At 43.9% G+C, this 12,990-nt stretch carries 12 protein-coding genes; 2 read left to right on the forward strand and 10 right to left on the reverse strand.

All coding sequences use genetic code 11. The annotated features are described in order from the left end of the window. Positions 1–1,728: 1,728 nt before the first annotated feature. The 3 genes from SWOO_RS12450 to SWOO_RS12460 all read right to left on the reverse strand — a co-directional run bounded on the left by SWOO_RS12450 (position 1,729) and on the right by SWOO_RS12460 (position 4,383). The gene (locus SWOO_RS12450) at positions 1,729–2,553 is read right to left on the reverse strand and encodes an SIR2 family NAD-dependent protein deacylase (protein WP_012325052.1); all 825 of its coding nucleotides are present in this window, start codon (positions 2,551–2,553) and stop codon (positions 1,729–1,731) included. Then, a complete protein-coding gene (locus tag SWOO_RS12455; RefSeq protein ID WP_012325053.1) occupies positions 2,540–3,430 on the reverse strand; it encodes a protein-ADP-ribose hydrolase in 891 nt (296 codons plus the stop codon). The genes SWOO_RS12450 and SWOO_RS12455 overlap by 14 nt, the downstream gene beginning before the upstream one ends. A gap of 122 nt (positions 3,431–3,552) precedes the next feature. Then, complete coding sequence (locus tag SWOO_RS12460) at positions 3,553–4,383, reverse strand: nuclear transport factor 2 family protein (RefSeq protein WP_012325054.1); 831 nt, start codon at positions 4,381–4,383, stop codon at positions 3,553–3,555. A 232-nt stretch (positions 4,384–4,615) separates the two neighbouring features. Here SWOO_RS12460 and SWOO_RS12465 point away from each other — a divergent pair, with 232 nt between their 5' ends. Beyond that, positions 4,616–5,494 (forward strand): LysR family transcriptional regulator, encoded by an 879-nt coding sequence (locus tag SWOO_RS12465; protein ID WP_012325055.1) that lies wholly within the window; start codon positions 4,616–4,618, stop codon positions 5,492–5,494. A gap of 85 nt (positions 5,495–5,579) precedes the next feature. Here SWOO_RS12465 and SWOO_RS12470 read toward each other — a convergent pair whose 3' ends face one another. The 3 genes from SWOO_RS12470 to SWOO_RS12480 form a co-directional block, all read right to left on the reverse strand. Beyond that, positions 5,580–6,713 (reverse strand): Kelch repeat-containing protein, encoded by a 1,134-nt coding sequence (locus tag SWOO_RS12470; protein WP_012325056.1) that lies wholly within the window; start codon positions 6,711–6,713, stop codon positions 5,580–5,582. Positions 6,714–6,901: 188 nt separating this feature from the next. After that, positions 6,902–7,723 carry a LytR/AlgR family response regulator transcription factor gene (locus SWOO_RS12475; protein WP_012325057.1) on the reverse strand — a complete coding sequence of 274 codons (822 nt, stop codon included), beginning with the start codon at positions 7,721–7,723 and terminating at the stop codon, positions 6,902–6,904. Between the two features lie 40 nt (positions 7,724–7,763). Further along, the gene (locus SWOO_RS12480) at positions 7,764–9,242 is read right to left on the reverse strand and encodes an alkaline phosphatase D family protein (RefSeq protein ID WP_012325058.1); all 1,479 of its coding nucleotides are present in this window, start codon (positions 9,240–9,242) and stop codon (positions 7,764–7,766) included. A gap of 129 nt (positions 9,243–9,371) precedes the next feature. Here SWOO_RS12480 and SWOO_RS12485 point away from each other — a divergent pair, with 129 nt between their 5' ends. Next, positions 9,372–9,719 carry a TraR/DksA family transcriptional regulator gene (locus tag SWOO_RS12485; protein WP_012325059.1) on the forward strand — a complete coding sequence of 116 codons (348 nt, stop codon included), beginning with the start codon at positions 9,372–9,374 and terminating at the stop codon, positions 9,717–9,719. A 44-nt stretch (positions 9,720–9,763) separates the two neighbouring features. Here the strand turns inward: SWOO_RS12485 and SWOO_RS12490 are convergent, their stop codons facing one another. Genes SWOO_RS12490 through SWOO_RS12505 form a run of 4 tightly spaced genes read right to left on the reverse strand, consistent with a single transcriptional unit; the run spans position 9,764 to position 12,930 of the window. Further along, positions 9,764–10,642 carry a PhzF family phenazine biosynthesis protein gene (locus SWOO_RS12490; protein WP_012325060.1) on the reverse strand — a complete coding sequence of 293 codons (879 nt, stop codon included), beginning with the start codon at positions 10,640–10,642 and terminating at the stop codon, positions 9,764–9,766. A 59-nt stretch (positions 10,643–10,701) separates the two neighbouring features. Further along, positions 10,702–11,148 carry a peptide-methionine (R)-S-oxide reductase MsrB gene (msrB, locus tag SWOO_RS12495; protein ID WP_012325061.1) on the reverse strand — a complete coding sequence of 149 codons (447 nt, stop codon included), beginning with the start codon at positions 11,146–11,148 and terminating at the stop codon, positions 10,702–10,704. Positions 11,149–11,207: 59 nt separating this feature from the next. Further along, positions 11,208–11,492, reverse strand: coding sequence for a DUF427 domain-containing protein (locus SWOO_RS12500; protein ID WP_012325062.1), 285 nt, complete (start codon positions 11,490–11,492; stop codon positions 11,208–11,210). Positions 11,493–11,520: 28 nt separating this feature from the next. Continuing rightward, positions 11,521–12,930: a mercuric reductase gene (locus SWOO_RS12505; protein ID WP_012325063.1), complete on the reverse strand. Its 1,410-nt coding sequence runs from the start codon at positions 12,928–12,930 to the stop codon at positions 11,521–11,523. Positions 12,931–12,990: the final 60 nt, after the last annotated feature.

The following is a 12,990-nucleotide window of genomic DNA, read 5'->3' on the forward strand; positions in this document are numbered from 1 at the left end:
TGTAAAAGATGCCAATCCCAACGTGCAAGGTGCGCTTTATAATCAAGGTGTTAGCGGCAATGATCTACATTTTCCGAAGATGCGCAGGGGGCACACGAATATAGTCTCCAAACAAGTCACACCGATTGGCCAGCTCTGGTCAGAGATTAAAATGAGGTTAGGGGACTTGTCACTGTAGAGATGAGCGACTTAATTATCCAAACACACTATTAGATGATCACTGTCAATTCAGCGAGGAAACGGGCGAGTCCTCAAAGCTCAGCTATCGAGCCTCGATAGGTAAGCCAATAAACAGAAGCAGATTAACTAAGATAGATTTAGAACGGTTAGAACTATTTGAACAGCTTGGATCTACTGTGTCAGCCATACTCTTATGGCGATTCACATTGTCAGCACTCGGCAATGATAAAGCTCATCCTCATCCATGAAATTGATAAGCGTGTGACATGAATAGATTTTAAAACCAGATAGTTAGCATAAATTAACCCGCTAAGTTTTAGTTGGGTTAATGCCGATAAGTATCATTATCGGCAATTGGGGTAAGATTTTATCACTCTCTTTTTAACTCCTTATGAGGCTATCATGCAGGGCTATTTATGTAGGGTTAAAGTGATTCGAAAGCGTTATAACGTACTAATCATACTCATCTGAAACTAGCGATAATTACATATCAGTGTTGTTAACCATGGTAATACTCAGTGGCTTACAAGCATTTTAGTTGGTTCTTAGTGAGCTTGTTAATCAGCTTTAGTGCTTTGCAAGCCTAACTTATGCTCAATTGAAAGCTTACTTGTCCATGAGCAAATACCCGTTAGCTTTGGCAATATCGCGGTTATCGACATTAACAAAAAGTAGGAACAAGGAGTAAACCGTTAAAGTCGCTCTAGACGTTCTAGCAGTATATCCAGCAATACTTTGAGTAGAAATGTTTATCAGTAGCAATGTTCCAGGCATAAACCGGCTAACTATAATCAGTTAGGGTTTAGAGGAAAAACATAGATACTCCAATAATCCTCCTTAATTCAACGCGTTGCTACGTGCATGCTTTAAAACTTCTTGGGGTATTGGCGCTCAGATTTCACGTAGCGCACGATAAGAGTCGCATATTTTTGAGTGAAAAGTCGCATTTGCTGAACGTATCGCTCAATGTTTACTTTAAACTCGCAAGCCAGTATCAATTTTGAGTAAAGGCTAGATAAAGTCGTTTAACTAACATGTCTGGTTATTCAGGCAAGGTTTGCCAAAACCGATCTGCTGTTATTGGCACTGCGCGGTTATCATTTGCTAGAAAGCTTTCATTCTAACGAGTAAAGATAAACAGAATCTGTTTGCAGCCATGAAAGCCAAGTAAGAGAATTGATATCAACTGACGTCACACAGATAGTAATTGTGAGCGGCAAGCTAAAGCAGTAAGCATGATTACAGTGCTTATGAGGATCATGTATAAGTAGTTATAAAAGCTTGTGTAAGAACCTAAGTGATAGTATTTAAATCAATCAATTGAGATAGGCAACACAGCATACTCTCGTCATATATAGAAACACACAGATATGCGTACAATGTATATTATGTTAAATAAGATTCGTGTGAGTAAGGCAATCAATATTGAAGCTTCTGGATTGTCTTCTGTCTTCTGTTTGTGTTTTCTATAAACTTGTTGTCATTACCAGCTCTAGTTCGCGACGGCTACATGAATGAACTTACTCACCATAGCCAATTTGTTTAAGCTCAGCCGGAAATCATTTTCGAAAGCGCTTCATCCGCTGTCATTTGAAGAGAAATTGTTCCTACTGGTCCATCAGCGTGTTCTTTGCTGATCCGAATTAACCTTGCATCTGGTAACTGCTTAGCGATGTTCTCTAACGGTAAACGGATAACACCTGGCGTATTAAACCCTGCACCAATCTCCACAATTGCCATTTTGCGATTGAGATTATCATTGAGCCAGTTACTAATGGCATCTGCTTGAGTCTCATATGGCTTCTCAATGAACCAACTACCTCCACGTACATTCATAAAAACTGGACCGCCGCAATTAGGACAAACCGGCAATGTACTTCTATTCTCTACATACTGGGTTTCAGGGTTGATATAAGGCAGCATAGATGCAACTGACTCACGACCATCCCACACAAGATCTGTGCAAGGCGTCATACACTGAAAGCGTTCATAATCGCCTTGGGGTGTGTAGATATTTGCAGTATCAAACCCATTTTTATGAAAATAACGATCGACATTCGAAGTGATGACAAAGCTGTCACGCTCGTCGACTAAGCTGAGTAAATCTTGATAAACCTGTGTCTGCTGCGAATGATAAACATGGTTAAGGCCAGTAGCGAGATAACCCCACTTCAAAGCTTCATCATCAAATGGATAACCCATAAGCTGATATTGAAAACGAAAGCCATATTGCAACATCCCAGGAAAACGTTCAGCAAAGGCCTTTTGATCAGTGTAATCAAGCCCTGCTGAGGCAGACAGACCCGCACCAGCCCCAATAAAAACTACCTCTGCATCGGCTAAAGCCTCTCTTGCATGCTCAAATGGCTCCATGTTGCCACTCCCCTATTGCCCTATGGTATATCTCAGTTGCGTTGTCGCCGAAGGTATTAAAGACGAGATGATCGAGCTTATCAGGGTTTACCAAAAACCAATTCGCAACGGCCTGTAATGCAACATTTGCAGCCTTCTCCGCAGGATAGCCAAATACACCGGTTGAGATCCCACACACTGCGACAGACTGTGCCCCCGCTTCAGCGGCAAGTGACAAGCAGGCGTCGTAACAAGAGGCTAATTCATCAATTTGGCGTGGTGAAGGAACCGCTCCATGTTGGATAATTGGCCCTACGGTGTGTAAAACAAACTTGGACGGTAAATTGTAAGCTCTGGTTATCTTTGCAGAACCTGTTGTTTCATCACTCCCTTGTAGTTGCATCAGTTGGTTACAATCTTCACGAAGCTGAGGACCTGCTGCACAGTTAATAGCATTATCGATGCAACTATGGAACGGCTGAAAACATCCTAGCATCTGAGCGTTAGCCGCATTCGTCACCGCATCAATTTTTAATCTGGTGATATCGCCATTCCAAATGCTAATTTTACTTGCAGCTGGATAGCCACCCGTTAGACGCTCTAGAGTTGAGGCGTCAGTAACTGTTTTTTCTACCTGCTCCTTTTGAAGAATACTATCCACACAGAGGACAAGTTCCGGTGGAAGTTGACCGGGAGATCTAACAGTTAATGCAGCTTGTAGCCACCCTCTTTTCTCTTTAACAGCATGGGGAACAGGATAACGCGTAACAAATGAGGCGGACATAGGATCAGCAGCAATCACATTAATGGCTTGTTGCAGTGGATCCACAACGTCCCTTTCCGCTTTAGAAAAAGCGCTAAACAACTGGATATCGTCAGCATAGTCATTAAGTTTCATGAACTCTCCTTTCAAATACTTTATGTGGCCTCTAGCTATACGCACCATAACAAAGCAGCGACGCGTTAACATCGCAGCTCACAGTCAGTTGAAATCAGTCAGAAAGCTATATAAAAAAGTATTTAAAATTTACCGCTGTCATTTGCAGATTTTTCAGAGATGGTTTGTATCACATCCCAATGCTCAACAATCTTGCCACCATCGACGCGAAACAGATCATAAAAAGCCACATGGTCGCCAGAAAACTCACCTTCAGAGGCCGTAAAAACAAAATTGCCCTCAGCAATAATCATATGAGTATCGCTATAAGTCATGGATAAACCCGCATCAGCCATCGCTTTAATTGCTTCGCCTAAGCCATCTAGACCATCGGCAACACCGCTATTGTGCTGCAAATATGTTTCTGTGGAGACGTAATCAGTGATTTTATCCGGTGCCTTTCCATGCAAAACGTCATAAACAAAACTGGTCACCACAGCTTTATTCTCTGCTGTTTTGTCGAGATCAGTCACTACCGTGGTGCCGTCAAACTGAGTGCGACCCGATGGATTTGGCGCTGTTACTGGTGTCAGATTATCCCAATGCTCAGCCACTTTACCGTCTTCAATGCGAAAGACATCAAATGCAGCAAGATGATCGCCACCAAAAACTTTAGCGTTTTTGTATTCGTTATGGGCAACTACCATATTACCTTCAGAGATCAAACGGTGTGTTGTCGCACTAATTCCACTCTCTTTCAGTGTCGGGATCAAATCGATAAGTACAGCTGCACCATTAGGCACAGCCTGATTATGTTGAATAAGATCTGGCGCCATGGTTGCTGCTGCCTGCACTTTATCGAAATCTTTAAACAGTGATGCCATTTCAGCCACTGCGACTCCTTTTGGTGTGTCAGCAAGAACCGCAGCGCTTGCGATGACTGCACTTGCAGCAGCAATGATACTTTTCTTCATAGGGTTTTCTCCTGATCCATTTTAAATTTATGATGCATCGGTTTAGTAGATAAGTGTGACAAGCGTGAAAAATAACCAATTAACAGACTTGGTCGCTGGTATTACTGATACAGATTCAATCAGTTGACTATCACTTTAGTGGCCATGTTGCATATTGATAACTATCATAAGCCACAAGTGATGATGTGATAATATGGTGTATTTATAATTAATAGTTTGATAAATTAGAATAATGTATAAGCACCTACAAAGTATCGCAACATTTATCGCTGTCGCTGAGGCGGGCGCATTTAACAAAGCCGCCGATGCACTCGGTGTACAAGCATCTGTTGTCAGTCACCATGTGTCTAAACTAGAAGAACATCTAGGGACGACACTTATCTACCGAACCACACGTAAGGTGTCGCTGTCAGAACATGGCCGAATTCTTTTTGAAGCCTCAAAGAAATGGTTGGATGGCACTTCCCAAGCAGTTGATCAGATAATGGATGCGCAAGATGAAGCCATAGGTGCGTTAAACGTATCTCTGCCGGCATTTGTCCCTGAGCCAGAAGTGGAAAATGCGATCTTAAATTTCATTGAACTTCACCCCCATGTCTCCATCACATTGAACTATTCAGATACCTTGGTTGACTTAGTAGAGGACAATTTTGATTTATGTATTCGGCTAGGCAATCCACCCGACTCCAGTTTTATTGCCAGAAAGCTAGCTCAAACCCAACATATATTGGTCGCCTCTCCCAACTTTATTAGTCGCCACGGGATGCCCCAAGAACCGTTACAGCTTACCAAACTCCCCTATGTATCGATGGACGGCCTTGGGGATACATTGACTCTTACGCGTAGCAAGCAAAAGGTCGAGGTTCATAATACAATCTGTCAGATTAATACCAATAACATCTACGGTGCTAAAGCGGCTGCCGAAAATAGTCTTGGTATAGGTAACTTGCCGGTGGCGCTTTGTGAAAAAGCGATTGCAGAGGGCAAGCTTGTTCATATCTTGCCAAATTGGAAACTATCGTCATTTCCACTTATCGCCATCTGGCCAGATGCCTCTCGCCGCCACACCCTAGCCAAAAGGTTAGTGAATCACATTATTAATGCACTCTAGCTAGTTAGAGAATCCAATCTACCTAGAGCACGGCTAAAGTCACAGCTAGAGAAAGTAATAAGCGCCCTTCTCTTATCGATCAGTATTAACGCTCCTCAATTAACCAGGTTTCCTTTAATGGCTGAATTCGTTCATCATAGCCCCCAACAGCAAGCACTTCTCCCGATGGCAATAAAGATGTTGAATTGAACATCAGTGGTTTAGATAACTCATCACCAGTTTCAACAAACTTAAAGGAGTCTGGTTCAAACCGTTCATTTTTTACTGCGCCGCCAGCCACCAGTACGGCTCCTGATGGCAGTAACACCAGTGAATGGCGAATTTTAAACCTTGGCCAGTGCATTGTTGGCCCCGAAGTAAATTTGCCTGTATCAGGATCATAAAGCTCGCTACTTGTATAACGGCCACGAAAATCTTGCTTATTTGAACCACCCACAATCAGAACTCTTCCATCTGCCAGCAGTATTCCGCCATGTTTGTGCCGCGGTATTGTCATCTCTCCTGTGGGAGTGAACTTACCTGTATCAGGATCATATATCTCGGCAGAGCGCAGAATATCCCCCCTTGCACTGTGACCGCCTGTGACTAAGACCCTTCCATCAACAAGGGCGACGGCGACATGTGCACCACGATTCGCGTTCATTTTGCCAGACAGAGAGAAGGTTAATCTGACAGGATCAAACAGCTCGCTACTATTTAATCCAAAACCAGGTCTAGGCTCGCCACCTGTGATAAGTATTTGGCCATCTTTGAGTGGAGTAACAACTGGGCCGATCCGCGCAACAGACATATCTTCTATTGCAGTGAATGCATTCGTTTTTACATCATATATCTCTGCACTTCGGCTTATCCCCTTCCCCGTCCAACCTCCCACGATAAGCACTCTACCGTCATTGAGTAAGATACTTGCGTGGCTGACCCTAGGTTCAAGCATATCGCCAGCAGGTGAGAACTTCCTGTGAGAGGAGTCGAATAATTCAGTTGAGCGATGAATACCTTCACAGCCTCGTTGAGCACAACCTCCTGACACAAATACCTTACCGTTTTTAAGACCTGTAGCTTGGTGTGCGGCTCTTTCTACCGACATTTGAATCGTTTGAACTTTTCCCTGCTGCATGTTTTCAGCAGCAATTGCGCAGCCTTGTCTCACTATTAACGTAAACAACATCAAGCAGCTTACCAACGTCATTAGCTGCATGGGTTTTATTGAATATTTCATATTGGCACTCCTCAATAGCCTTGAAACAGGATGTAGCCCATAGCGCTCATTGGTGTCGCAGACTGCTAGCAATCTGCAGCTAGACTCAGATCAAGAGATAGCTATAGGTGTAAGGTTTCATCAATATTTAGTTCAAAGTCTGATCTGTTTAGGGGGAAGTCAAAGCCAAATAATCTGAAACGATGAGTTTATTGTGTAAGCTGAGGAGTGGGTTCGAAGCATTTTTTGAAATCATTGACGTAATTTCTGCTTAAGCGGATTTCAGCGCCATCTTCAAGTAGCAGATCGTAATCACCATTTAAGCGTGATTTATAGGAGAGCACATGTTCTATATTGACGATACTTGATTTGTGAACCCTAACGAAACGAGGATCTAACTTACCTCCTATGGATTTTAAGGTTTCAGAATGTAGATGTTGTTTGTTCTCTACTTGAATCGCGATATAGGGCGTTGCAGCTTTAATATAAGAGATGTCACTCAGTTTAATTCGAGTGTTATTTTTCCCATTGCTAACGCTGAGGTATTGAGACGGAATCTTGTGCTTTTTTAATTGAGTTTTTTTATTTTTAGCCCCTAAATAGTTGAGCAAAAACAGATACACACCATAAACCAGCACGATCTTAACTAGGTCGTTAGATAATGTAAAAGTCAGTACTTTGACAAAACCATAGCTTTGCTCACGAAAAATAGTAGATAGGCACCATATGATTAGCGGCACTAAGAGTAAATGAACAAGTGTGGCTACCAACACCACTAACCCCATTTGAAATGGCGTGGTTATCCGTCGCTGTTGAAACACAGATTTAATCAGTAAAAGAATAGGCGGGAAGAGAAACCACAAGGTTTTAAACAGTAGAGACTCAGAAAAGAAGAAGGGATAACCCCCTCTTTTGGAGTGCAGGTAGTCTTGAAAGGTGGCAAGGGTGACTATCGCTATCAAAACGAGTAGAAAAAAGCCTAAAAGCTTATTTCCAAGGGATGGCTTGAAAATAAGCGTTAGTTTATTCATCACCACCCTATGCCTCCTGAGACTGCTAGTTTACAGCGCGTTATTGCAGCGGATAGGAAGGTTTATCTTTGCCTTCACAGATCCAGTTAATCCATAGCTTGCTGTCACTGCCTTCGAGCAGGGTCACGAAGTTTCGGTTACGGATATATTTGTTAGAGCCGTGAGGTTTTATCATATTGGCTGTGACTAAGCGGGTCTCATCAAGGTATTCCATCTCATCGTTGGTCACGGCTAATATGCCTAGCCACTGAATGTAGGTCGGCGCAGGATGCACGATACCAGATGAGATCACCTGATGGATGCTGTTTGTCGAGCCGCCGCGCTCGTCACGAATGATCCCCAAACCGCCTAAGTGGACATCACCGGATAACATCACTGTTTTGCCTTGACGCCTGTTGGCATTGTCGAGCAATCTCATGATTAGTTTGAGCCGCTCGCCTTCATGCTCTTTTGCTCGCCAGTGATCTTTTAGATCGTCCGTAAGTTCCTCCTCCCAAGGGGTCGCATCGAGTGCGCTCTCGGCGAAGGAGAAATCACGATATACCACAGGTACAGCGCTTAGGATCAATAGATCACCATCGGTGCACTGCGTATCTAGCGCTGTGAGTACATCTTTCCAGTGATCATGACACATCACCTCAGTGATAGATCGCTCAGAGCGGTTATCTAAGGTAAGGATATTAAAGTGCCTAAACTTCACGAAACTACTAAAGTGCGTGCTGTGTGCTTGATCACAAAGCAGTGTCTTATTCAAATCACCTCTTACCTGTAGCAAGGAGAACAGCTTTTTAGCACTGGTAAAGATCGCTTTGTAGACATCACATCTCTGTATATCGGCAGGGAAACTGCCCCAACCATCTATGATGTCATGATCATCCCACATCATTATCGATGGAATAGATGAGAGCATTTTGGCCATGGCAGGTTTATTCCAACGGTCGAGGTAGAGGTCGACATAAAATCGCTCTAACTGATCTATCATTCTCTTGCTCGGCGTATATTTAATCTTCTGTTTACGGGATCCCTCATTCCACGCTTTTAAGGTTGGCACAGTGCTCCAGATGGAGTCAGCATAAACCTGATCGCCTCCCATCAAGAGTAGTGAAAATGGCGCTTCTTGATGCTGCTCTGCCATCTCATCCCACAAACGATAGGGGTTATCGGTTGATGCCATGAGTTTATAATCGGAGAAGCCATTGCATGAGGCGTAGCCAATTTTAGGCGGCTCATGCTCTGCTGGTACATAGAAGCTCCACTGGGATTCACCTCGTGCATCGTTCACGCTCTGCCCGTTTGATTTAATGGAGTATGTGATATCTCTTGCATTACCAAGGGGGGTATTCAGTTCCGCTCGCCACACAGTACCGGCGCCCATTTCACCGATTTTAACGGCTAGTGTGGTGCCGGTTGGTGAGTTAACTTCGGGAGTTGTCATCTTACTGTCTGTCACAAAAATGATGGTGTAGAGGGTGTTAGACTCCAAGCCTAAAATGGGTCCCAAAAGTAGTTTATTTGCCATGATAAAAATCCTTTTCGCCTTATCAATTACAATCCATATCTAAGATATTTTATATCTATGCTATCGTCGGTATAACCTACTCTTCACGGGGTAATTAATCAATCTCAGGAAAAAAGATGGAGTTAATTGATGGCAATTAACACTAGCGCAGAGCTTTCGGATGAACAGTTAGCCTTTCTTCAAAAGCTCCTCAACGATGAACTTAGGAAGGTCAATGGTAATATTGATCAGCTAGAGGCGCAGACAGAGGCAACGTCTAAATGCTCCCACTTAGACGCAGTCGACTTGGCAAGCCAGATAGCAGCTCAAAGGGCGGCACATTCGGTGTTAGAGTCGCAGCGGCAACAGCTGAGTGAGATTGAACGTGCAATGGCTCGGTTAAAGGTGGGGACTTATGGCTTATGTGAGCAAACAGGCGAGCCCATCGGGTTCGAGCGGTTAGCAGTTCTACCTTGGGCTAGACATACAGTGACTTAACTAAAACTCTAAAGCCCTTATTCAAAGTAGAGATACGCCATCAGTCAGTACTGTTCACACTGCCCGCTTAATCGAATATGACTGTCTCTATACTCACTTAACAAGCTACCGCTTGAGGATGACATCTGCTGCCAATGCTGAGTCTGTGCGCCGTACTTATCATGCACCAGTGAAGTTAGGTACTGTTGAATTGAGCCTGTGACATAATCTTCATCACGGCCGTGCCAAGGCACAAAATATCTGAGCTTGCCGCTGCTGGTTTCACTATCCCAATTAAATGCACAAAAACCGTGTATATCGAGGCTGGAAAGCTGCTCAATTTTACTCCCTAACCAAGTGGTGTCTGCCAGTGTTTCAGTATCATTAAGTTGCAGTAGATAGATGCCAGAGGTGCAATCGACATACAAGTGCCCTGCCTCTTCAAGCCCGTCTATAATGGCTTTAGTGCTGAAATGAGTCACCTCGACAGGATGAAAACTTGGGATCGATAAGTAACAACTCGCGGTATTGGGCTCTTCAATAGAGGGGTTGGTAGAGATAGCGGCTGAGTCTCCACTAGAGTCTGCGATTAGTGTGCGGTGAGTGGTATGCAGCGATACTTGAGTGACGGTCTCAGCCTTTAACATATGCCAAGCAAGCGCATAGGCGCCACTACCACAGAACTGGATCTCTCCTGCGATATTACGCCATTTTACATAGGCATTACCCGGCGACTCGATATAGACAAAACCATGATCGAAACCATCACTCACGTTACTGTTTGCTGCTGCAAACTCTGCGCGTGCTTTCGAGGAGTAGAGATGAATATATTGCAAACTGCCGGGCAAGGTTTTACGACTATTATCGTCAGAACTGCAAAAGGTGCGAATTTTAACGGTGCGATCAGCATCAAACATGTTAGCGCTAATTTGACTAATGCTCATTTCAAGCCCTTACTACTATGATGGCTGACTAATATTAGTATAGTCGTTTAACTATCTACTTAACGCTCTTCAACTTGATCTAGGTAATCCCCATAACCTTCTGCGGTCATATCGTCACGATGGACAAAGCGCAGAGAAGCTGAGTTGATGCAGTAACGTAAACCACCACGATCGGCTGGGCCATCGGGAAAAACATGACCTAAATGGCTGTCACCGTGAGTTGAACGAACCTCAGTTCGAGTCATACCATGGGTATTATCACGTAGTTCACTAACATGGTTATTCTCAATCGGCTTGGTAAAGCTCGGCCAGCCGCAACCTGACTCATATTTATCTGATGAGGCAAATAAAGGCTCTCCCGATACCAGATCCACATAGATCCCCGGCTCTTTATTATTTAGCAGCTCACCAGTGCCTGGACGCTCTGTGCCATTTTCTTGTGTCACTCTATACTGCTCTTCAGTTAGGGCTGCCACTGCTGCTGCGGATTTCTCATAACTCTTCATCATCTACCTCTTTTGATTTGAGATTAACTGCTAAACACCTATCTTGACATAGGGGAACTTCAAGATGCTTCTACATCAACACCACGCCAAAAAGCGATGTAGTTTTCTATCTCTTTTGCTGCATCTAATGTTTCGGGATAACACCAAGCTGCAGCTTGATTAATTTTACCATCGACAACCACTGAATAGTATTGTGCGTGGCCTTTCCATGGGCAGTGGCTTGTAAAATCACTTGGCGTAAAATAGTCACTGTTAATAGAATCAGGAGGGAAATAATGATTCCCCTCAACCACTATCGTCTTATCAGATCGCGCTATCACAGCGCCGTTCCAGCTTGCCTTCATGAGTTTATCCTCACAGTTTAATAACCCGTCATTTTAGTTGGGTTAAATCATCTAATGCCCAAGGGAGCAACTCTCCAACCGTTGGGTGTGGGAATACCGCTCGGCGAAAGGTTTTATAGGAGGCCTTACTCTGCATAAAGGGAGCAAAGACACCAATGATCTCATCACCGCCAGTACCAAATACAGTTGCCCCTAAAATCTCCTCACTCTCTGCATCAACAAAGATTTTCACCACACCTTTGGTTTCCTGCTTCTCTTTGGCCCGAGAGATTCGACTCATTGGCAGTGTTGCCATCAGTACAGACCGTGAAGATTGACGCGCCTCTTTTTCACTAATCCCAACTCGCGCCAGCGGTGGGTCGATAAACATAGAGTAAGTGGTATCACGCATTGAAAGTGTACGATCCAATTCAGGCGCCTCATCATTCAGGCCCATTAAACGGCTATAGTGATCCCAAAATATCTCACCATCATTGACCGAGGTATGGGTAAATGCGCCTTTCCCATTGACATCGCCCACCCCGTAGATATGGGGATGATTGGTTTGAACCGTTTGATTGACCTTTATAAATCCGCGATTATCGGTGTCTATCCCAGCCGCAGCTAAATTTAGACTGTCACTGTTCGGTACACGGCCAATGGCAAACAGGGTATGCGAAGCGGCTAAGGTTTTCGGCTCGCCAGCCTGTGTGTAGTGAATATTGATTTTATCTACGCCTTCACCTTTTGAGACCGACTCTATTTGACTGTTGTAGATAATCTCAACACCTTCGGAGACTAAAATATCTTCGGCGATCTCACCAATATCATCATCTTCTCTTGCTAGCAGGGCGGTGCCACGTTCAAAAATAGTGACCTTACTGCCAAATCGACGAAAAATCTGTGAAAATTCCAGCCCGATATAACCGCCACCAACGATAGCAAGATGATGAGGCAGCTCACTTAGGTTAAGTAACTTCTCATTATCGAGCCACTCAATGATGTCAATACCTGGAAGCTCTGGCTCAACAGGACGGGCTCCCACGTGGATAACGATATGTTCAGCACTTATGGTATCTTCATTAACTTTAACGCTTTTATCGTCAACAAATTCAGCGCGCCCTTTAAACACTGTGCAGTGTTGATGATTTGTCAGAAACTGCTCAATACCTGAGGTCGCATTGCCTCGATTACGCTTTTGCGGCGCCATGATCTTCTCAAAATCTATCTGTAAATTATCGACGCTGAAACCAAAATTATCCCCTCGGCCCGCCTGAAAAATAGCCCTTGCTGCGGCAACTAAGGTTTTAGTTGGCGTACAGCCAGTATTAACACAAGTTCCACCAAAATTACCGGACTCTATCACGGCAACTTTCTTACCTGCGGCCAATAGTCGAGGAACAATACTCATGGTGGCTTGGCCTGTACCAATCCAGATAAGATCAAAGTGCTTTGACATATCAACTCCTTGCAGATAAATGGTTAATTAAATGAAATTTGGTGCAACACTGAGTAACAT

Source organism: Shewanella woodyi ATCC 51908 (genome assembly GCF_000019525.1).
GTDB classification, from domain to species: Bacteria; Pseudomonadota; Gammaproteobacteria; order Enterobacterales; family Shewanellaceae; genus Shewanella; species Shewanella woodyi.